The sequence below is a fragment of the uncultured Eubacterium sp. genome, assembly GCF_934295145.1.
Lineage (GTDB): Bacteria > Bacillota > Clostridia > Lachnospirales > Lachnospiraceae > Eubacterium_I.
Map to the genome: position 1 here is coordinate 17,478 of NZ_CAKRAS010000024.1, position 20,252 is coordinate 37,729.

20 protein-coding genes and 1 pseudogene are annotated in these 20,252 nt (G+C 41.2%); 13 read left to right on the forward strand and 8 right to left on the reverse strand.

What is annotated here, in order from left to right; all coding sequences use genetic code 11:
• Positions 1-24 precede the first annotated feature (24 nt).
• Entirely contained in the window at positions 25-462 is a 438-nt protein-coding gene (locus tag Q0I54_RS06445; RefSeq protein WP_296117377.1) for an Rrf2 family transcriptional regulator, read from the forward strand.
• A gap of 85 nt (positions 463-547) precedes the next feature.
• Here the strand turns inward: Q0I54_RS06445 and Q0I54_RS06450 are convergent, their stop codons facing one another.
• From Q0I54_RS06450 to Q0I54_RS06470, 5 genes are all read right to left on the reverse strand, one after another.
• The gene (locus tag Q0I54_RS06450) at positions 548-1,894 is read right to left on the reverse strand and encodes an LVIVD repeat-containing protein (protein ID WP_296117379.1); all 1,347 of its coding nucleotides are present in this window, start codon (positions 1,892-1,894) and stop codon (positions 548-550) included.
• 45 nt (positions 1,895-1,939) lie between these two features.
• A complete protein-coding gene (locus tag Q0I54_RS06455) occupies positions 1,940-3,199 on the reverse strand; it encodes an MFS transporter (protein ID WP_296117380.1) in 1,260 nt (419 codons plus the stop codon).
• Positions 3,200-3,221: 22 nt separating this feature from the next.
• The gene (locus tag Q0I54_RS06460; RefSeq protein ID WP_296117382.1) at positions 3,222-4,172 is read right to left on the reverse strand and encodes a flavodoxin family protein; all 951 of its coding nucleotides are present in this window, start codon (positions 4,170-4,172) and stop codon (positions 3,222-3,224) included.
• Positions 4,173-4,189: 17 nt separating this feature from the next.
• Complete coding sequence (locus tag Q0I54_RS06465; RefSeq protein WP_296117384.1) at positions 4,190-5,026, reverse strand: acetyl-CoA hydrolase; 837 nt, start codon at positions 5,024-5,026, stop codon at positions 4,190-4,192.
• Between the two features lie 116 nt (positions 5,027-5,142).
• The gene (locus tag Q0I54_RS06470) at positions 5,143-6,030 is read right to left on the reverse strand and encodes a LysR family transcriptional regulator (protein ID WP_296117385.1); all 888 of its coding nucleotides are present in this window, start codon (positions 6,028-6,030) and stop codon (positions 5,143-5,145) included.
• Positions 6,031-6,179: 149 nt separating this feature from the next.
• Here Q0I54_RS06470 and Q0I54_RS06475 point away from each other — a divergent pair, with 149 nt between their 5' ends.
• Complete coding sequence (locus Q0I54_RS06475) at positions 6,180-7,082, forward strand: LysR family transcriptional regulator (RefSeq protein ID WP_296117388.1); 903 nt, start codon at positions 6,180-6,182, stop codon at positions 7,080-7,082.
• A gap of 58 nt (positions 7,083-7,140) precedes the next feature.
• Here Q0I54_RS06475 and Q0I54_RS06480 read toward each other — a convergent pair whose 3' ends face one another.
• Positions 7,141-8,070 (reverse strand): phosphate acyltransferase, encoded by a 930-nt coding sequence (locus Q0I54_RS06480; RefSeq protein ID WP_296117390.1) that lies wholly within the window; start codon positions 8,068-8,070, stop codon positions 7,141-7,143.
• 13 nt (positions 8,071-8,083) lie between these two features.
• Positions 8,084-9,328: a Xaa-Pro peptidase family protein gene (locus Q0I54_RS06485; protein ID WP_296117392.1), complete on the reverse strand. Its 1,245-nt coding sequence runs from the start codon at positions 9,326-9,328 to the stop codon at positions 8,084-8,086.
• A 260-nt stretch (positions 9,329-9,588) separates the two neighbouring features.
• Between Q0I54_RS06485 and Q0I54_RS06490 the strand changes: the two genes are divergently transcribed.
• The 8 genes and pseudogenes from Q0I54_RS06490 to Q0I54_RS06525 all read left to right on the forward strand — a co-directional run bounded on the left by Q0I54_RS06490 (position 9,589) and on the right by Q0I54_RS06525 (position 16,567).
• Positions 9,589-10,377 (forward strand): SDR family oxidoreductase, encoded by a 789-nt coding sequence (locus tag Q0I54_RS06490; protein WP_296117394.1) that lies wholly within the window; start codon positions 9,589-9,591, stop codon positions 10,375-10,377.
• Between the two features lie 96 nt (positions 10,378-10,473).
• Complete coding sequence (locus Q0I54_RS06495; protein WP_296117396.1) at positions 10,474-11,640, forward strand: thiolase family protein; 1,167 nt, start codon at positions 10,474-10,476, stop codon at positions 11,638-11,640.
• A gap of 14 nt (positions 11,641-11,654) precedes the next feature.
• Positions 11,655-12,560, forward strand: a complete 906-nt coding sequence (locus Q0I54_RS06500; protein WP_296117398.1) for a 3-hydroxyacyl-CoA dehydrogenase family protein — start codon at positions 11,655-11,657, stop codon at positions 12,558-12,560.
• 19 nt (positions 12,561-12,579) lie between these two features.
• Positions 12,580-13,665 carry a butyrate kinase gene (buk, locus tag Q0I54_RS06505; protein ID WP_296117400.1) on the forward strand — a complete coding sequence of 362 codons (1,086 nt, stop codon included), beginning with the start codon at positions 12,580-12,582 and terminating at the stop codon, positions 13,663-13,665.
• Positions 13,666-13,872: 207 nt separating this feature from the next.
• A pseudogene (locus Q0I54_RS06510) lies at positions 13,873-13,959 on the forward strand (pyridoxamine 5'-phosphate oxidase); the annotation flags it as partial.
• Positions 13,960-14,116: 157 nt separating this feature from the next.
• Positions 14,117-14,716 carry a 4Fe-4S binding protein gene (locus Q0I54_RS06515; RefSeq protein ID WP_296117401.1) on the forward strand — a complete coding sequence of 200 codons (600 nt, stop codon included), beginning with the start codon at positions 14,117-14,119 and terminating at the stop codon, positions 14,714-14,716.
• A gap of 13 nt (positions 14,717-14,729) precedes the next feature.
• Positions 14,730-15,647, forward strand: a complete 918-nt coding sequence (locus Q0I54_RS06520; RefSeq protein WP_296117402.1) for a Sir2 silent information regulator family NAD-dependent deacetylase — start codon at positions 14,730-14,732, stop codon at positions 15,645-15,647.
• 59 nt (positions 15,648-15,706) lie between these two features.
• Entirely contained in the window at positions 15,707-16,567 is an 861-nt protein-coding gene (locus Q0I54_RS06525; protein ID WP_296117405.1) for a protein-ADP-ribose hydrolase, read from the forward strand.
• Between the two features lie 130 nt (positions 16,568-16,697).
• Here Q0I54_RS06525 and Q0I54_RS06530 read toward each other — a convergent pair whose 3' ends face one another.
• Positions 16,698-17,519, reverse strand: coding sequence for a formate dehydrogenase accessory sulfurtransferase FdhD (locus Q0I54_RS06530; protein WP_296117406.1), 822 nt, complete (start codon positions 17,517-17,519; stop codon positions 16,698-16,700).
• Positions 17,520-17,829: 310 nt separating this feature from the next.
• Between Q0I54_RS06530 and Q0I54_RS06535 the strand changes: the two genes are divergently transcribed.
• The 3 genes from Q0I54_RS06535 (at position 17,830) to Q0I54_RS06545 (ending at position 20,172) form a co-directional block, all read left to right on the forward strand.
• Positions 17,830-18,498, forward strand: a complete 669-nt coding sequence (locus tag Q0I54_RS06535; protein ID WP_296117408.1) for a DUF3990 domain-containing protein — start codon at positions 17,830-17,832, stop codon at positions 18,496-18,498.
• Between the two features lie 111 nt (positions 18,499-18,609).
• A complete protein-coding gene (locus Q0I54_RS06540) occupies positions 18,610-19,254 on the forward strand; it encodes a helix-turn-helix domain-containing protein (RefSeq protein ID WP_296117409.1) in 645 nt (214 codons plus the stop codon).
• Between the two features lie 207 nt (positions 19,255-19,461).
• Positions 19,462-20,172, forward strand: coding sequence for a helix-turn-helix domain-containing protein (locus Q0I54_RS06545; protein ID WP_296117411.1), 711 nt, complete (start codon positions 19,462-19,464; stop codon positions 20,170-20,172).
• Positions 20,173-20,252 lie beyond the last annotated feature (80 nt).

Sequence of the window (20,252 nt, forward strand, 5' to 3'; positions counted from 1 at the left end):
GTGTGAAATAAGGTTGGTAGAAAAATGCAGATTTCAAGCAGATTTACGCTGGCAATTCATATTTTTGCCTGTGCGGATACATTCAAAGATGATTATAAAGTAACCAGTGATTTTATTGCGGGAAGTACAAATGTAAATCCTGTCATCATTCGAAAAATAGTAAGGCAGCTCAAGGCAGCAAGGCTCATTGAGGTGGCGCGCGGAACCGGTGGAACTACGATTGCGAAGCCATTGTCAGAGATTACGTTTCTGGATATTTATCGTGCGGTGGAGTGCGTGGAAGAAAATCAGCTCTTTCATTTCCATGAGAATCCGAATATGGCTTGTCCGGTTGGAAGAAATATTCACCATGTGCTGGATGAAAAACTGGATCGGGTGCAGAAGGCGATGGAGCAGGAATTGCAGTCTATTACGCTAGAGGATGTCAGGGAAGATCTGAAAAAATATCTGGAGCAGGAATAAGGGAAAAAGGACATGTCTGAGAAATTGTTCAGACATGTCCTTTTCAAAAATTAGGTAATATGGTAATTATAAAAGATATTGACTATTATACTGTACATTTGACGATATACAGACCGTCTTCAAATGTATCTACATAGATGTATCCGCGGTCATCAACCAGTACATCTTCTGTAATTGCTACTTGTGGTCCAGGTAAAAGGGTACCATTTTCATTATCGAACCAGTTTTCACCTTCCGGATCTGGTGGAAGAAAATAGGCAATCTCCTTTGGCATAAATGGATCAGATACATCGTAAATGCGAAGTCCGGCATGGAAGTAGCAATTATAAATACGATCATCCCGTTTTTCGTAGCAATCCTGACCAAAAGCGTCAAACATGTTGTGAGGACCAAATACAGCACGTACACCATCCACGATATTAAAATTAGTCCCATGTGTATATCCTTCCGGTACTTCCGGATAAGGACAAATTGCTATCAGACTTGGATGCTCCGGATCTACAGTTTCTACGATACCAATCATATTCATTGGCTGAGTTGTGATTTTGTGGAACATACCAGTGAGCCGTTCATTGGAAAAATATCTGACACGTTCCGCTTCGGTTGTAACAATCGCATAAGGTCTGTCTCCTAATGGCATAGCAGAGTGAACGGCAGCACCGCCCTGTCCACCGCCAAAAGTAGGATTCAGAGGCAGTTTCCCGATTAAACGTGGCTTGCGCTTGTCAGATACATCGATCATACAGAACCCCACATTTGGAAATGCTGCATAAAGGATATCATCTTTTACGGTAACAGCATGCATACATGGAAGTTTCATAAATTCTTCTGTGCCGATTTCCGGTATTTCATTTGCTTTTTTGTTTCCTAAAAACTGCGCATCATCCCAGTAACTGCCAACTTCTACAGGATGTGTCGGATCAGAAATATCTACGATACGGATAATGTATCCCATGTAGTTGCGTTTGCTGCCAACGACATATACATAGTTTCCACCATTATAAAAAGAACGATGAGCACCAGGTCCATCTTCACATTCAAATTCTCCAAGGAACTTTGGATTCATAGGATCTGCGGCAATATCATAGATTTTTATGCCACCCCAGAAGGGCATTTCATGTGTTCCATGCAGAACACGCATGGTACCGCCATAGCAGGTAATCAGTTTTCCGTCACCAGTCTGTATTTTAGGTAAACTCTGTCCGTCGTGGATCGGTCCAATCCAGTCACCTTCCACCCATTTTGCGACCGGTGCTGAAGGATCAGTAACATCTACAATATTAAATCCATTATCGCGAAAGCAGGCTGCATAGAGATAATATCGGTTTTCCGGACTTTTGTACATTGCCATCTGAAATCCGGGTTTACGGTTCAGATCACAGTAACCGATATATTCGACATTTTTCATTAACATTTCTTTGCGTTGAGCCAATGCGAATTACCTCCTTAAAATACTATATTTATTTTTGTGATAAAACTATCGCACAGTATCGTCAATTGGAGATACTTTTAAAGTTAAGAATACAATAAATCCGGCAATTGCCATAAGAAGCAGAGTGATATAAGAAGCAGTGTAATTAATCGTTGTTCCAACAACACCTACGACTGTAATACCAATGCCTGTCATAATAGAGTTTAATGGTTGAATGACACGGAATGCATTCTGAAAATCATATCTTCCCCAGATGGCTGAAGTACATGAAACCAGGAAGTTTGATGCGCCACCAAGCATTAATGCAAGGATGGGAAGGGAAATATAGTGTAATGCATGAATATGTGTCAGGTTAAACGCAATTGCAAAAATACCAAGTAAATAAGTGATGATACAGGCTTTTTTTGTGCCAAGTTTTAAATCAAGCCAGCCGACAAATACAGATCCGGGTACGGCTATAATACCGGCAATGGCAAGCATCATTAAGATTTCGGGGATCTGATACTGATATTCCAAAAACTTGTTTACAAAGTTGGACATGATGCCCATTGCCAGAAATCCAAGGATACCGATGGAAAACCATAACTGCCACATACGTCCGGTTACCAGCACTTTCTTAATCGTCCATTTTGATGTTGCCATATACTGCAGGTTTGCTTCGTGTTCTTTTTTTGCGGTTTCAAAATCAAAAGAATCATTATTATCCGGATATGCTCCTTTTTCTTCCGGAAAATCTCTGACATAAGCCAATACGATAATACCAACAATTCCAGCGAAAATAGCCATAAATAAATAGAAAGAATTCAGTCCGCCTTTCGTAATGAGGATACTTCCGATAGCAGAAGTTGTTGCGGCAGATAATGGATAACCTGCGGTGATCAGCCCCATGGCAAGACCGCGTTTTTTCGGATACCAGTTTGCGATTACCTGATAGCCAAAGAGTGTAGCTGACAATGTGGTTGCCACATAACAGACAAGATATGCAATCGTGTAAACAGCAATGCTATGTGCATTTCCCCACAAGATGGCAAATGGGACTGTGATTAGCATGGAAATACCCCATACCATGCGAACCGTTTTCATTTGCATGACTTTTCCAAAAATCATAGAGCCAATTACCGCACAGACAGTTGCGACTGTGGATAATGAATATAAAATGGAAGCATTTAACCCACGTTCAGCAAAGGCTGCGATGGTAACGTTTAATGAGTCAGATGTCATTGCTGAATTAATATAAATACTCAGAAATGATAATAAAATAATAAACCAGCCTTTTTTCCCAAGATTCCAGTTACCCTTTTTCATAAAAAAAACCCCCTTTGATTTTTTATGGTTTAATGACCTCTACATTATAAGTCCGATATTTTTCTGCTTTTTCTTTTGCCTTGGAAGCTGCAGGTGCAAATGCCTGAAATGATTCCATGATTTCACGACTGTGATAAGCACATTCTTCCTTGGTAAGTCTGGAATGAATAAGTTCATCCTTTGCAAAGTCAATGTGGATTTTTCCGTTAGCCACGGATACAGTTCCTTTAATACCGCAGATTGCACAGGTAGCAGTTTCATCTCCATTATCCACAGTGAAAAGATTGCCATGGCAGACCGGACATGTTCCGTCAAAGTCACCACACCAGGACATTTCTTCTTCTGGTTTGCAGGCATTTTCACAGACATTTTTGCCAAGCTGATGGACTCGCTGTACTTCCTGCTCATGCATAAGTGCCTGTGTTGCAGTGTTAGAATTTAGAACCATAATCTGATCAACGACTTTAATATGCATTGGATAAGTCATATCATTCATCAGGGTGAGGCCCATGGATGCATACTGTGGACGGACAGCACCGCCAACTGAGATAAATCCGGCACAGCGTTGCTTGAATACACGCTGATCAATCGGAGAATCTGATCTTCGGAGACCACGGGCTTCCAGTGCTGCAACATCGTGCCATGGACCGATTCGGTCAGATAAAACGAGTAAAGAAGCAATCGGACGGATCAGGTAAATAGGAGCACTGATAATGATCGCATCACTCCAAAGAATCTGTTCCATTACAACTTCAAAATCGTCTTTCTGAATACAGCGATTGCTTTTTCCTTTCATAAGATTCATTTCACAGGCGAGACAGCCTTTACATGGTTTGATATCAAAATCATTCAAACGTAACATTTTTACTTCGGCACCGGTTTCTTCTGCGCCCATTAAAGCTTCGCGAAGTAAAAGTTCGCTGTTACCGAAAGGACGCCCGCAACTGATGCCCAGAATTTTTTTGTTTTCCATAGAATACCTCCTTTATATTATCGCATTGGCATAAAACCACGATATTGTTGTAAATTATTACTGATAGGTACATCGCCGAGGAAAATGCTGGCAAATTCAAATTTTGGCTTTAAGTAAGGGAAAACATCTGCTGTTGCCCATTCTGGTTTTGGAATAGAACCTGTATTTTCCACAGCTGCTTTGTGCCATTGACTTGGGCAGTCTGTCCAGATTTCGACCACACGGTGAAATGGACAGTCATTAATGTCCTGTCGGATCTTGCTGGATAAAATACGGGTAACTTCATCCATCTGAACAAAAACAGGAAGAACCTGATGCATTAACCAGTCATCGCCTTCTTCAGCTGAAACTCCTTCCGGATAACGGATTACAAACTGCCAACGATAGTTATCACCATCGCTGATGGTGCGACCGGCACCTTTCAGATCTTCCTCCCACCACATTGGAACAAATGCAAAAATAAATGGTGGAAGAGAGTCAGTTCCAGAAGCATTTCGTACGGCATCTGCATCCAACTCCATTGTGCTGTCTTCTGTGTCAGGGATGATGCCCTGCCACCGTAATTCATTCGGTGTGACAGTCTCATACACGCTTTTGATATTCAGAATCGGGTTCATCGGATTTAATAGCCAGTGATGTTCGGTCAGCTGGAAATTATAAGTACCGAAGCGTTTGCCATCCGGTGGAACCGGCAATGCACTGTAAAAAGCATATTTTGTTACATATGGTTCAAACTGTGCAATACTTTCCGGGACATGGGTGCGGTATAACCAGTTCTGTAATTTGTGTCTGTAATCTTCCTTTGCAACATTGATATAGATCAGACTACGAAGTGGTTCAAATTCAATTTTCATAAATAAAACCCCCTTTTTGTTTGCTAAATTAATTATAGATAATGCGGAAGAAAATAGGAAATTCAAAAAAAATGCACATGTATTCCATATTGGAATACATGTGCAGGCATATGAATTTATGAAAGTGGCAGATTAGATTTTATATATTCAAAAAAGCCAAGAACTGCCGGTCTTTGTTCATTTCTTCGAATGAGAAGATAGTGAAAAGAAGGCGGTGTCTGCTCCAGCGGAACAGCAGCCAGATCATGTTGAGAGATATTCAGTGCATCGGAACCGAGAACAGTAGATCCAATTCCCTGCTCGACACAGTCAAGCAGAGTAAATACAGCATCAGAATATGTACTGATTTTTGGTTTGAAACCATATTTACTGCACAGGGTGATCAAAAATTCCTTGTCGGAAAAGGTACGATTCTTTTTTAAAACAATCAGAGGTTCCTCTTTTATTTGTTCAATAGACAGGGAAGGAAACTGTGCCAAAGGGTGCTCTTTACTGCAGATAAAACAGGTATCGTTTGATTGTATTGGAATATAGCGGTAATTTTCAAGAATCGGATGATAGTGACCGATAAAAATGCATAAATCAATCAGTCCAAGATCCATTGCTTGGAATAAATCAAATTCTGAGTATTCATTAAAGTTAAGAATGGCATTTTTATCCCGAAAATATTGACGGATGACTTTGCGTTCCTGCTTGTGCAGACCACCCCAGAAACAACCGAAATTGAGTGTTAGAGAAACAGAAGTTGATTCCAACTGTGCGATCCTTTCAATTTCCGATGCATGATCCAGAATCTGTTTTGCAATCGGATAAATCTGATTCCCGGCACTGGTCAGAGCAGGAGAAGTTTTACTTCTGGAAAAAAGGCTGCAGTTTAATTCCTTTTCAAGAGAGGCAATAATTTTGCTGAATGCAGGTTGTGTAATATAGACCTGATGAGCTGCCTGACTGAAGTTCAGCGTTTCAGCGAGTGCACAAAAACACTCTAATTGTTTGATTTTCATAATGATTTCCCCCAATAGTTATCTGCAAACAGATTTCTGATATCCAGTGTATCATGAGTTGTCTATGATAACAAGCAGATAAAAGTATGTCTTGCATTTGTAAAACAGTACACATAAAATATAATCAGGCTAGGAAGGGGTTATATTTTATGATTGAAATAAGGCAGTTACAATATTTTCTGGCAGTTGCAGAACAATTAAATTTCAGTAAAGCGGCAAAAATGCTTTATGTTACGCAACCGCTGTTGAGCCAGCAGATTGCAGAATTGGAAAAGCAGTTAAATGTACAGTTGTTTTCGCGTTCCAGGCGAAGCGTCAGTCTGACACCGGCAGGAAATGCCCTCATGGAAGAAGCACAGATTATTGTTCAGAGAGTGAATAATCTGGGAGCTTATATTCAGCGGGTGTCAGGTGAGAATGAGCTGGAAACGACACTGCAATTGGGATTTGAACAATTATTTGAACGTACAAGGCTGACACAGGGAATTCTGCAGTTCAATAAGAATAGTAAAAATATCCATTGTAGTATGAAATGTTATTCTTATGGAAAACTTGTGCAGGGACTCTATGATGGTACGTTGGATATTGCATTTTCCATATTGCCAAACCGGGCACTGGATGAGGAACTTACGATTCGCCATTTGTGGTTTGACAGGCTTGTCATTGTTTTGCCGAAAAAAATGTATGAAAATCTGACACTGTCTGATTTTCGGATGGTTGCAGAGAAATTACCGCTGTTTCTGATTTCGGCAGATCCACGAGGAATGAATAATGTCATAGAACTATGTCGAGACATTCAGATTTCACCACAGTTTCAATTGTTTCATGATGTACATGAGGTGTTGATGAATGTGGAAGGTGGAGGTGGCTTTTCCATGTTGCCAGAATCATTGATTGATACCTATAACAGTCCGTACCTGACAACGATTTCTCTGGAAACATTTCAAAACAGTAATTTGGAATTGGTTGCGTGTTATCGAAATACGAATAAAAATTCGATGGTTGAATCTTTTTTGGATCATTTATCTCAGGACGAAAGGAAGCATAGCTGAAACATGCAGCACATAGCAGTGCTGCATGTTTCCAAGAAGGGTTAGGTTAAGGTATATTTCAATGTTGTCCGGAAGCAACCAGAGCTGCCAGGGCAATCGACAGGAATTTTTCTTCAGCAGAAGATCCACGCGATGTCAGTACGATCGGGATTCGTGCTCCGGCAACAATTCCCGCAAGAGTTGCCTTCCCATTGATTAATAGTGCTTTTCCAAGGATATTACCGGCATGGATATTTGGCTGCAGTATAACATCAAAATCACCGCAATATTCACAGGAAAAGAGTTTTTCTTTTGCAATCGTTGGGCTCATGGCAATGTCATAGGAGATTGGTCCAACGACAATATCTGTTCCAAAGAGTCCTTTCCGGGATTCTTCCTCTAATGTATGCGCATCCAGTGTTTCCGGCATTTTTGCATCCACCGTTTCTTTGCAGCAGAGAACGGCTGCTTTGGCACAGGAATAACCAAGTGCATGCAGAGTATCGAAAGCATTCGTAAGGATATCTCGTTTTGTCTGCAGATCTGGATAGGTGCACATTCCACCGTCTGTATTGATCAGCAGTTTCGGATAGTCCGGAAGTGAGTTAAATGCCAGATGACTCATTGTCCGACCGGTACGGAGGTTATTTCCTTTTTTTACTACCGGACGTAAAAAATCAGAGGTTTCAATCAATCCTTTCATTAAAAAATCAGCATCTTCCCGTTTGATCAGTTCCACAGCAGTATCCGCCATTATTTTGGGCTCATCTGGTGTAGATTCGATATCGTAATCGGATGGATTTTCGCCCAGAGAGCGTAAAATAGATATGATCTTTTCGCCTGGTCCGACAAGAATTGCATTGGCCGCATTTTCTTTTCGAGCTCTTGCGATGCATTCCAGAACCATCTTATCTGCGGCAGCAGCAACAGCAACAGTTGGCTTTGCAGGTAGTTGTCGGAGTTGTTCTAACATATGATTGTAATTATGTAACACAAATGTCTGTTCCAAATATCGTTCCTCCTTAGTATGGACGCCAGCATTCCATTAATTCTTTTACAGGGAATTTGGATAATACTTCAAAGCCATCTTTTTTAACGAGAACCATTTCTTCCAGACGGACACCATGGTCGCCACCTTTCTTTCCAGTCCAGGTTTCCAGACAGATTACCATATTCTCCTGAAGTTCCGTTGGTTTTACACCTGGAGTGTTGCGGTTGACACAACTGAGGAATGGACGGTCGTGCAGTGTCATGCCGATACCATGTCCTGTAGCAAGCGGTGCAACTTCTCCCCAGGTTTTATATCCCCAATATTCAGGTGTGTCCGGCCATTCAGACATAATATCAAAATCGGTAACACCTGCTTTAATTTTGTTGATCGCGCTGTATAACATATCATGACATTCTGCATATGTTTCCTTTTGTTCAGCAGTAGCTTTTCCGCAACAGAATGTTCGATAGATGCAGGTACGATATCCAAGATATGCATCTCCGTCTACGTCCACATAGATCAGATCACCAGGACGGATCATGCGATCACCGAAAGTCAGTCCATATGGATTGGTGTTTGGACCTGACATACACACAAGGTCTTCCGTGTGGTCGCAGCCTTCTTCATAGAGAGCAGCAATGCCTGCGGCAACAAGATCACATTCTTTTACACCCGGGCGAATAGCGTCTGCAACAGCAGCATGAGCTTTTTCCGCGTTGGCACATGCAATTCGCATAATATTTAATTCATCTTCACTCTTGATCATTCTTGCCCAGTCCATGATTGGTTTTCCGTGAATACATTCAATTCCTTTTCGTCTAAAAGCTTCTGCAAACAGTAACTGCAGGGAAGTACCGTCAAGAGCAAGGGTTCCATGAGATATGTTATATTCACTCATTAACCCACCAACCCAGTTTACATAATTATTTAAGACCGGATCGTAAGAGTCCACGGCTGTTGGTTTGTAGAAACCAAGAAGAGAGTGGATACGTCCTTCCATCCATGGCATACGTGGGATATGGCGGGCTGGAAGATCTGCGATGACAAGGTGTGGCTCGCCATTTACCGGGAAAAATACACACTGTCCTTCTACTCCACGCATAGGAGTTGTGATATAAAAACCGGTGATATAACGAATATTATCCGGCTCGAATGTGAGAATCGCACTGACACCGGCGCGTTTCATTTCTTCGCGTACCCGTTCTTTTCGATAGTTTCTAAGACGATTAAAATCGATACGTTCTTCATAATCTACTGCAAATTTTCCAAATGGCATAAAATACATCCTCCTTAAATTAAAAATCCGTGGTGACATTTGTTTGTCATGCCTAAATTATAAAAGGGATTTTTCAGAAAGTGAAATTACTCCTTTCTATAGTTGATATAAATTAAACTAATAATAAAAAGAAAAATATTCATTGATATAATTCTGAGTAATAAGTGATATTCGAAACAGTAATTTCACAAGTGAAGATGGCACAAATTATAATAAAGGCGGTATAAGTCATACAGATTTTTTGAAAGGAGAAGAACGTAATGTCTGAATTATCATTATTTGATTTGACAGGAAAAAAAGCAGTTGTTGTGGGAGGTGCCGGTGGTATCGGTCAGGCAATTGCAGAAGGATTGGCAGAAGCAGGAGCTGCTGTAATGATCTCTTCCAGAAAAGAAGGTGCTTTACAGCGTGCCCAGAAAGAAATTAAGGAAAAAACAGGGCTTGATATTTTGTATAAAGCAGGTGATGCATCCGTAGAAAGTGATGTTATGGAACTTTTGACAGCGGCAGTGGCAGAGATGGGAACGGTAGATATCCTTGTTAATTCCCAGGGATTTAATAAAAAATTCCCGGCAACAGAATTCCCGGAAGATGTATTTACACAGATGTATGAAGCAAATGTAAAATCTCTGATGCTTACATGTAAGCATTTCGGAAAGTATATGAAGGAACACGATATTCATGGAAAAATTATTAATGTAGGATCTGTTCGTGGAATCCGGGCGGTAGGAAACGGCGGATTGGGTAATATGGGATATTGTACTACAAAAGGTGCGGTAGAGATGTTGACAAAAGGTTTTGCCAGTGAGCTGCGACCAAATATCCAGGTGAATGCAATTGGCCCGACACTTACTTATACGCCGATGATGGTTGGTATTTTACCGGATGATGAAGAAAAACGAAACGGTATGGCAGCAGCAATGCCTGGAATGAGAATCGGATATCCGGAAGACTGCAAAGGTCCGGCTGTTTTTCTGGCATCGAAAGCATCTGATTTTGTTACCGGATCAACGATTTATCCGGATGGAGGCTTAACAGCAATCGGATAACAGAGTGACGAAAAGGGAGATCCGGAAATGTCAGATCTCCTTTTTTGTATAGCAGGAATTATATGTAGAAAAGAGTGAATATGAGGTGAAGAAAAAATGAAGCAGAGAGAAGCAGTCATTGTTGCATATGGGCGCTCAGCATGTTGCAGGGCAAGAAAAGGATCTTTTGCAGATATGCATCCGATTGAGTATGCAGCACAGGTACTGAAAGGTGTATTGGATCAGGTGCCACAACTAGACAGAACAGAAATTGGAGATGTGATCACCGGATGTGCAATGCCCGTGCATGAGTTAAATATGAATACCAGCCGTCTGATCGTAAACCGGGCAGGATTGCCGGATACGGTTCCGGCACAGACCATTAATCGTTTTTGTTCTTCTGGTCTTCAGGCAATTTCAACTGCGGCGAATGCGATTTTAGCCGGACAGTACGATTGTGCAGTAGCAGGTGGTGTGGAATGTATGAGCAAATGTTTTCTTCCATATCCGGATGAGTATAAAAATGCATGGATTCAGGAAAATTATGAGGGCGGCTACATGAGTATGGGAGAAACTGCGGAGCGTGTGGCAGACCATTATCAGATTTCCAGAGTGGAAATGGAAAAAATGGCATTAGATTCTCATAAAAAGGCAGCAGAAGCCAGAAAAAATGGAAAGCTGAAACCATCCATTATACCGATAGTGAAAGAGAATGGGGATCTGATTCAGGAAGATGAAGGAATTCTTGCAGATGAAAATGGCATTTTAAAAACAAGTCTGGAGAAAATGGCAGGGATGAAGCCATGTTTCCGTGAAAATGGAAAAGTAACAGCTGCAACTTCCTCACAGACAACCGATGCGGCAGCTTATGTTGTGATAATGGAAAGAAGCAAGGCAGAAGCATTAGGAATAGTGCCAATTGCAAAATATGTTGGTTTTGCGGTAGCAGGATGTGATCCGACAGAGATGGGACTGGGACCGATTTATGCGATTCCAAAAGTAATGAAACAGACAGGTTTGGATATTTCAGAGATGGATGTGATCGAATTAAATGAAGCTTTTGCAGCACAGGCACTAGCTTGTATCAGGGAATTACACCTGGATGAGACAAAAGTGAACCCATATGGAGGTGCTATGTCGCTTGGGCATCCAATGGGGGCAACGGGTGCGATTCTTACAGGAAAAGCATTGGATTATCTGAAAGAGACAAATGGAAAATATGCATTGATTTCCATGTGCATTGGCGGTGGAATGGGAGCGGCCGGTATTTTCGAACGGATTTGAGGGGAGGAAGCTAAATGGAGAAGATAAAAGCGGTTTTTGTGGGAACCGGGATGATCGGAGCCGGATTGGCAGCAAATGCGGCGTGCCATGATTTTGATGTGACGCTGTATGATGTGGTAGATACAGAGCAGATTTATAAAAATTTTGAAAAAGTACTTTCCCTGCTGGTGGATGCATCTGTTATTACGAAAGAGAAAAAAACGGAGATTCTTGAAAACACAACGTATAGTAACCATTTGGAAGAGGCTGTTTCAAATGCAGATTTTATTCAGGAATGTGTACCGGAGCGACTGGAACTGAAATGTGATATTTATAAAAAAATCCAGACGGTCACTGGAAATGCGGCAATTATTGCAAGTTCTACATCTGCAATTTATCCAAGTAAATTACAGCAGGGAGCATTGTATCCGGAGTGTATTGTGGTTGGTCATCCATATAATCCGTCCTATTTGCTTCCGCTGGTAGAAGTGTGTGGTGGTGAACTTGTGCCGGAACATATTTTAAACAGAGTATGTGAAATTTATACTGCAATGGGAAAAGTGCCGGTCATTTGCAGAAAAGAACGTCCGGGTTTTATTGTCAATCAGTTATCCTGGGGAGCAATGGAAGCAGCGCAGACCTGTGTAAAAGAAGGTATTTGCTCTGTAGAAGATGTTGACAAGGCAATCATGTATGGACCTGGAATGCGTATGGCAGTAACAGGTCAGCTTTTAACAATCAGTCTTGGAATTGATGGTGGATTTCGTGCAGCAGCACAGAAGTATGGGAAAGAACCGTCCGAGGATGATATTTTATATGCCAATGGTGTAGATGCGGAAATTGCAAATCGTCCGGTGGAAAAAGGAAATACGGTAGAGACTGTATGTAAATACAGAGATCAGATGCTGGCAGATATTTTGCGGTTACATGGGCTGTTGTAGATTGTGAGGGTAAAGTGATATGAAAGTATTGACAATTAATCCTGGATCTACTTCTACAAAAATTGGTTTGTTTGAAGATGAACATGCACTTTTTGTAGAGAATATCAAACATGACGTTTCTGAACTTTCCAGATACGAAAAGTTATTTGATCAGTTAGAGTACCGGGAGAATCTTATACGAAAATTTTTAGAACGAAATGATATTGTTCTGTCAGATATAGATGCATACGTTGGACGCGGTGGTGGACTGATTGCTATGGAAGGTGGAGTATATGAAATAGATGAAGCAGTTTTGGAAGATTCTGCCCGTGGTGCAAATGGAGTTCAGCATCCGGCATTGCTAGGACCACATCTGGCAAAAAAAATTGCAGATTTATATCAGAAGCCTGCATTTGTAGTAAATCCACCGGATGTGGATGAATTGCAGGATGTTGCCAGAATGACAGGAATCAAGGACAATTACCGTACAATACATCTTCATGCATTGAATCTGAAAGAAACGGCAATGCGTCATTCGAAGCGGATGAATCGTGTATATGAGGACAGCAATTACATTGTCTGCCATATTGGTGGCGGTATTTCTGTTTCTGCACATAGAAAGGGAAAAATGATTGATGGAAATGACATCAGTGGCGGAGAGGGGCCTATGTCACCAACCAGATGTGGTTCCATGTCTGTCTCCGATATATTGGATTACTGTGAAAAAACATCAATTACACAGGCGCGATCGATATGTGTGCAAAATGGAGGCATGGTAAGCTGGTTTGGAACATCAGACGCATTAGAAATAAGTGACAGAGCTAAAAAAGGAGACAGAGTTGCTGAGTTGTTCTGGAACAGTATGATTTATCAGATTATAAAATGTATTGGCTCAATGGCAGCTGCCTTGAAAGGAAATGTTGATGGGATTTTACTGGGCGGCGGAATGGTTTACAATGAAAATTTAGTAAAGCAGATAAAAGAATGCTGTGAGTTTATTGCACCTGTTTATGCTTACCCCGGGGAGTTTGAAATGGAAGCAATGGCAGCAGGAGCTGTACGTGTGTTAAGGGGAGTGGAAAAAATAAAAAAATATACAGGAAAACCAGTGTGGATTGGAATTTGAAAGAGGGATACTTGGAATAGATCAGCTTACGCGTTAGGCGTTGCAAAAGAGAAAAAGTAATATATGAAAAGGGTAAAAATGCGAGATTTCACAGTTGTGAGATCCCGTATTTTTATTAATAACAATTTTTTTGATGTAACCATTGACGTTACAATTTGGATGTGATAACATGCATATATCGGATGTAACCAAAAAAGTTACAATAAAAACAATCCAATTTTTGAGGTATTTTATCTGGAGAATGCACATGGACTGATTGCTGATTTTTCTGGAAATGCACCGTATGAGTTTTAATCATTTACATTAATTTGAATGCTGGTAGAGTCTGCAAGGAAGCAGTTATTCATTTATAAAGCAGATCAGTTACGATAAGACAAAATGCCCTGTAGATTGTTCTATTCTATAGGGTATTTTAATGATAAAATCAGAGTAAGAGAAAGGAGTCGGAGTTATGAAATATTTGAAAATGCTGGTTGAGGAATTTCATTCAACGACGGTAGCAACATTGGGTGAAGATGGACATCCGCAGACGCGTGTCATCGACATGATGCATTATGATGAAAGCGGTGTTTATTTTCTGACCGCTCGCGGAAAAGCATTTTATCAACAGCTGATGGAACAAAAGTATATTGCGGTGTCGGCAACCAAAGATAAAAAAGCAATCTCACTGCGTGGCAAAGTGAAGAATATCGGTTCGGAAAAATTAGATATTTTATTTGAAAAGAATCCGTATATGAAACAGATTTATCCGGGCGAAACAAGAACGGCATTGGAAGTATTTGTGCTGTATGAAGCGCAGGGAGAATTTTTTGATATCAGTGATCCGGCTCATATTGTCAGAGATGACATTGTGATTGGTCAGGTGCAACAGGTGTTGAATGGCTACGAAGTGACGGATGCATGTATCGGATGCAAATTATGTTATTCTGTCTGTCCGCAGAAATGCATTGATATTATCGTAAAGCCAGTTGTGATTGACCAGAAACATTGTCTGCATTGTGGAAACTGTAAAGAAATTTGTCCGAAGCAGGCAGTTAAATTACGCAATTAGGAGGTGATTCAGAGTGAGAACATTTATGAGTGGTGTCCCGGCACGGGATTATATTTTTCAAACAGAACCATATGAGGAACAGATCAAAAAGGCGGCAAATCTGATCCGGGAAGCAGATTATATTTTGTTTGGACTTGGTGCAGGAATGTCAACGGCAGCAGGCGCGCAGTACGGTGGCGATTTTTTCAAAGAAAACTTTGGTGAATTTATGGAAAAATATGGTGCAGGACCTTATATGCAGGACATGTACAGTGCCGGTTTTTATCCGTATCCGGACGAGGAATCCTACTGGGGGTACTGGTCCCGACAGGCGATCGCGGGAGGTATTGATTTGGATGTGACAGGACTGTATCGTCAGTTAATTGCGCTGGCGCAGGGAAAAAAATCCTTTTGTCTGAGTACCAATGCGGATGGTCAGATGGAAAAAGCAGGTTATCCGGCGGAGCAGATTTTCTGCACACAGGGTGATTATTTTCATATTCAGTGTGCGAAAGGGTGTCATGCCAAAACGTATGATGCGGTTACACGATTTCGGCAGATGGATCAGGCGAGACGGGATTGCAAAGTGCCATCTTATATGGTTCCAAAGTGCCCGGTGTGCGGTGGAAAAATGAATATGAATTTGCGCATTGATCAGCATTTTGTGGAAGATGAAGCATGGTATGATGCAGATGAACGGTTTCAGAAATTTTTACGAGAGGCATTGCGCTCCGGTAAAAAAATCTGTCTGATTGATTGTGGAACCGGATTTAATACGCCGATGATCATACGATTTCCCTTTGAAAAAATGGTGCGTGAACACAGACAATGTGCTATGGTGAGATTGAATCTGAATGAGGCAGTTGTGCAGGAAAGCTGTGCGGAGCGGGAAGTCGGAATTAATGCGGATATGGCAAAAAGTATTCCGGATATTTTAGAGATGGTCATATAAATATAGAAAAGAATGATATTAAAGCAGTGGTGTTTTTAGTAGTAGGAAGGAGCTGACATATGGAACAAAGAAATAAAATGCAGTCAGAGAAAATTCAATCAGAGCGGCTGGATTTTTTACTGGATGCGCTAAAAGAGGATTCCATTCAGTACAAAAATCTGCAGGTGGGAAATTCGGAAACAGAAAAACGAAATGCAGTACGTTCTCTGATGAATGTCCGTATGCCACGGAGTATTTCGGATGATTTTCTGGAAGTTCAGGATGTATTTTTGCAGGAAGAAGCAAAAGAAAAAGGAATTGTGACACTGGCGGATATTCCAACGGTAAAGGAAACGTATGGAAGTCAGCACCCATTTGCAGAGCGTATGTCAATTTGGCAGGGAGATATCATCCGTCTGCAGGTTGGAGCAATTGTAAATGCGGCCAATTCCCAGATGCTTGGCTGTTTTGTGCCATGTCATCGCTGCATTGATAATGCAATTCACAGTGCGGCAGGGGTGCAGCTTCGAAATGAATGTAATCACATTATGAACCAGAGAAGAATTCGGTTTGGCAGACAGTATGAGGAACCGACAGGAACGGCTACGCTGACATCAGCATATAATCTGCCTTGTGAATATGTGATTCATACAGTGGGACCGATCGTGTATGGCAGATTGACGGATGCTTTAAAAGAAGATTTGCGGAACTGCTATCACAATGTACTGCAATGCTGTATGGAACATGAAATTAATAGTGTGGCATTTTGCTGTATTTCCACGGGAGAATTTCATTTCCCAAACGACATTGCGGCACAGATTGCGGTGGAAACCACAGAGCAGTTTTTGGCACAGCATGAAAACTGTGGCATTGAGCGCGTGATTTTCAATGTGTTTAAAGATATTGATTTGGAACTATATAAGAAATATGTTTGTATATAAGACTTATATAGTTAACAGATTTTTAAGTGACCTTTGTTTATCGTTGTTGTTATGTAGATTAACCTTTTGTATTGCCTAATAGTGTTAGCTTTTGCAGAACTTCTATAGAAAAGTATAAAAGCTAACAATGTTAGTCTTCCCAAAATTCTTTTGATGAAAAAATATCCATGGCATCCATATGTGCGCTGGAGATCAACGTCACATGATATTTTCTTGCAAGTGCAACGGCGCGGTCGGTAGGAGCACCATTGCTGACTAAAACCGGCACTTTGGAACGGATCACTTTTTCCATCATATCGTCCGGAATACGTCCGCTGGAAAACAGGACACATTTTGTCAGGTCAAGTTCATCGATCAGTGCTTTCCCGATAGCTTTATCCAGGGCATTATGCCGTCCGATGTCTTCACATAGATAGCGGATTTCGCCCTCATACATCAGAAAACAGCTGTGAATGCCGTGAGTTTTCTGATGGAGCGGCGCACCTTTGCGGAAGGCCTGAATCAGATCCAGTGCCTGTCGATAGTCAAAATCAAAGTCTGAAAGAGCAGGAACTGGTTCTGTCTCGTCCTGTTCGGAAAGCAGATCGCGTCCAAGCATGCCTTCTTCGCCACAGTCACAGGCACGGACTTCTATCGGCTTTTTAATTTCGCCGAGTGGCCTCGTGGTCATTACGCGGGCACGGACGCCATCACGGCAGATGTAAATACTGTGAATGTCTTCGATCCCCTGAATCCGGCCTTCTGTATACAGATGTCCAAGCACCAGTTCCGGCAGATCCTGAATGGTACAGACCAGTTTCAGCGCCAGAGCTTCATTAATATAAACGGATAGCAGATTTTCATGAAGAATGATCTTTTCTTTTTTTTCAAATGTATTGCTCTCCGGGTGATAGCAGATCATGTCCTGTGTTTCTGCGGCCGGCTGAGCAGTACATAAATTTTTTATTTCCATAATGATATTCTTTTGATTCCCCTTATCTTATTGTACTTATTCTAATACAAAGAAAAGATACTTGTAAAGATAGTTTCTGATATGAAATCAGTCATTAGGTAAAGTAGGAATGAAAAATAGCACTTGATAAAGTAACTCTTTGGAGATATAATACAGATATCTCTAAGGAGTTACTTTTGGTTAACGAAAATGATGTTGAAATTTTATAAACAAAAGCATTTCGTGAAACAATGCACATTTGCATGGGAAGGATTTAGCGTTTCCATGGTATTGATCAAAATTAAGATAAACTGATGAGTGAGGAAAAATCATGAAAAAGCTGACATTGTATCATGGATCCGGTTTAGTGGTTCAAAAGCCGGATGTATTATATGGAAAGAAGAATAATGATTATGGGCAGGGATTTTACTGTTCGGAATCTGCGGAGCTGGCCAGAGAGTGGGCCTGCCCTCGGGAGAAAGATGGTATTTTGAACCGTTATTGTCTGGAAACGGATGGAATGCGTGTATTTCACTTGAAAGGCGAGTCAGAGGAAGCATTGCTGATCTGGATCAGTGTGTTGTTATCGAACCGAAAGCTGAATCTGGATACAGAGAATGCCAGAGCAAGTGCACGTTTTTTGCAGAGTCGTTATCTTATGAGTCTGGAGACGGCGGATCTGGTGATCGGATATCGTGCGGATGATTCTTATTTTTCTTTTGTAAAGGATTTCCTGAATGACCGGATTTCACTGATGCAGCTGCAGCAGGCATTGAAGCTGGGAGCTGTGGGAGAGCAGATCGTGATCAAAAGCCAGCGGGCGGCTGCAGCATTGGAATTTCAGGGATATGAGGTCGTAGACTGGAAAGAATATTATATGAAGCGGCTGCAGCGGGATCAGGCCTTGCGGAATATGTATCAGGAACTGAGGCAGAAGCCGGATGTTTCCGGAAGATATATGAAAGACATTGTACGTGATCGAAACAGCAGTGGAAAATAAAACGATTTGGGTGTTTTGACACCCAAATCTATATAATGATAGAAGTAAGAACCGAAATTCAGTATGAATTACTGTAGATGATCTGGAAAAAATATGGGAGGAAATGGAAGCGTGAGAGAACAGAATGCTTATAGCGAATTGTATATAGAAGACGCCATGTGTAATATGGCGAATCTAATGGATTATGTGGTAAATGATCTGCATCGGGATCCGGATGAGTTTTTCCAATTATTTGAAGCCAGTGGAATTGCAAGGGAGTTCGGACATGGAAATCCAAAGTATGTGTCGGGAATGTCAGGGCAGGAGCTGGTGATCGAGACTTATTATGTGATGGGACTGAGAGAGGAACTTCCGGAGCAGACAGTGCGAACAAATCGCACATCAGAGTACTGGTATGGGCGGATACTTGCCTATGCACAGTGGAAAACAGGGACAGAATTTCGAGAAATTTTGAAACGCAGACCATGTGCGAAACTGATGGATTATTATGTGAGCTACCATGATAAGGATGATGACAGTTTTGTGCAGGATCTGTATATTGAAATACAGGAGACGAATACAAAAGAGACGAATCTTGCATTTTATCGCCGGATGCGTGCGTACAGCCAGCGCTTGCTTTCTGAAAAGTCAGGTGTTTCTCTGCGGGCGATTCAGCAGTATGAGCAGAGACAGAAAAGTATTAATAAGGCGGCAGCAGAATCGGTGCTGGCCCTGTCGGACAGTCTTGGATGCATGCCGGAAGATCTGATGGAGTAAAAATTGGATATCAACCAGGTGTAGAGTGCAAAAAAGAAGCCAATATGATATAGTTAGGGCAGTCAAAACAGCAAATCCAGTTTTATACAGAATCATTTGTATAGAGTAAAATGAAGTGCATATGACAGAAAAATACGGAAATTGATAAACATAGCTGTTCATATATGAAAAACAGGGGCTATGTGTAGTAGAGAGGAATGGCTGTAAATGGATAACAGACAGATTGGCAGATTTATTGCAGAGTGTCGAAAAGAAAAAGGAATGACACAGCGTGAACTGGGAGAACGATTGCATGTGACAGACCGAGCGGTATCAAAATGGGAAACGGGAAAATCTTTTCCAGATGTAAGTATTCTGGAAGATGTGTGCCGGGAACTGGATATTTCCGTCAGTGAATTGCTGGCAGGGAAACGAATCGCGGCTGAACATTATAAAGAAGAGACAGAAAAAGTGCTGATTGCATCGATCGGTCAGAGACAATTGATGGGATTTGAGGTAGTATGCTCTATTTTAAAACTGTTATTTATCTTTTTGATTATGTTCCCTTCTGTAGTGAACGATACATTTCTTCCAAAATTAAACCTGATAACCATTTTTTCATGGAGCATGGCAGCTATTTTAGGCGCTTGTATGTCCTACATGGATCGTAATCTGCCGGAAAGAAATTTCAGAAAATCCAATCCGGTGATGCAGGGGATTATAATTGTTGCTACATTTGGAATTTATCTGTTGGCAAATGTATTTCGTCCTGCCAATAATATGTTTAGTGGGGAGACAACGGCAGAAAAAATAAAAATTACGATTATCATTTTAATTGTATCGTTTTTCCTGTTTGTATTTGCTTTCATTGTGGCAAAAATTCATCGGGAGGAATGGGAATGGCAGAAAGAGAAAGAAGCAGAGAACAGAAGTGAATAAAGGATGGTGCGTGTATGGTTTCTGAAACTCATTGGAAGCCTGTGAAACCATGTTGATAAAGTTAGTGAATAAAGGACGGT

What these genes read in the sequence shown, in the direction of transcription:
- Q0I54_RS06445 (WP_296117377.1), top strand. Translation starts at nt 25, where the DNA reads ATGCAGATTTCAAGCAGATTTACGCTGGCAATTCATATTTTTGCCTGT.
- Q0I54_RS06455 (WP_296117380.1), bottom strand. Translation starts at nt 3,199, where the DNA reads ATGAAAAAGGGTAACTGGAATCTTGGGAAAAAAGGCTGGTTTATTATT.
- Q0I54_RS06460 (WP_296117382.1), bottom strand. Translation starts at nt 4,172, where the DNA reads ATGGAAAACAAAAAAATTCTGGGCATCAGTTGCGGGCGTCCTTTCGGT.
- Q0I54_RS06465 (WP_296117384.1), bottom strand. Translation starts at nt 5,026, where the DNA reads ATGAAAATTGAATTTGAACCACTTCGTAGTCTGATCTATATCAATGTT.
- Q0I54_RS06470 (WP_296117385.1), bottom strand. Translation starts at nt 6,030, where the DNA reads ATGAAAATCAAACAATTAGAGTGTTTTTGTGCACTCGCTGAAACGCTG.
- Q0I54_RS06475 (WP_296117388.1), top strand. Translation starts at nt 6,180, where the DNA reads ATGATTGAAATAAGGCAGTTACAATATTTTCTGGCAGTTGCAGAACAA.
- Q0I54_RS06485 (WP_296117392.1), bottom strand. Translation starts at nt 9,328, where the DNA reads ATGCCATTTGGAAAATTTGCAGTAGATTATGAAGAACGTATCGATTTT.
- Q0I54_RS06490 (WP_296117394.1), top strand. Translation starts at nt 9,589, where the DNA reads ATGTCTGAATTATCATTATTTGATTTGACAGGAAAAAAAGCAGTTGTT.
- Q0I54_RS06495 (WP_296117396.1), top strand. Translation starts at nt 10,474, where the DNA reads ATGAAGCAGAGAGAAGCAGTCATTGTTGCATATGGGCGCTCAGCATGT.
- Q0I54_RS06500 (WP_296117398.1), top strand. Translation starts at nt 11,655, where the DNA reads ATGGAGAAGATAAAAGCGGTTTTTGTGGGAACCGGGATGATCGGAGCC.
- buk (WP_296117400.1), top strand. Translation starts at nt 12,580, where the DNA reads ATGAAAGTATTGACAATTAATCCTGGATCTACTTCTACAAAAATTGGT.
- Q0I54_RS06515 (WP_296117401.1), top strand. Translation starts at nt 14,117, where the DNA reads ATGAAATATTTGAAAATGCTGGTTGAGGAATTTCATTCAACGACGGTA.
- Q0I54_RS06525 (WP_296117405.1), top strand. Translation starts at nt 15,707, where the DNA reads ATGGAACAAAGAAATAAAATGCAGTCAGAGAAAATTCAATCAGAGCGG.
- Q0I54_RS06530 (WP_296117406.1), bottom strand. Translation starts at nt 17,519, where the DNA reads ATGGAAATAAAAAATTTATGTACTGCTCAGCCGGCCGCAGAAACACAG.
- Q0I54_RS06535 (WP_296117408.1), top strand. Translation starts at nt 17,830, where the DNA reads ATGAAAAAGCTGACATTGTATCATGGATCCGGTTTAGTGGTTCAAAAG.
- Q0I54_RS06545 (WP_296117411.1), top strand. Translation starts at nt 19,462, where the DNA reads ATGGATAACAGACAGATTGGCAGATTTATTGCAGAGTGTCGAAAAGAA.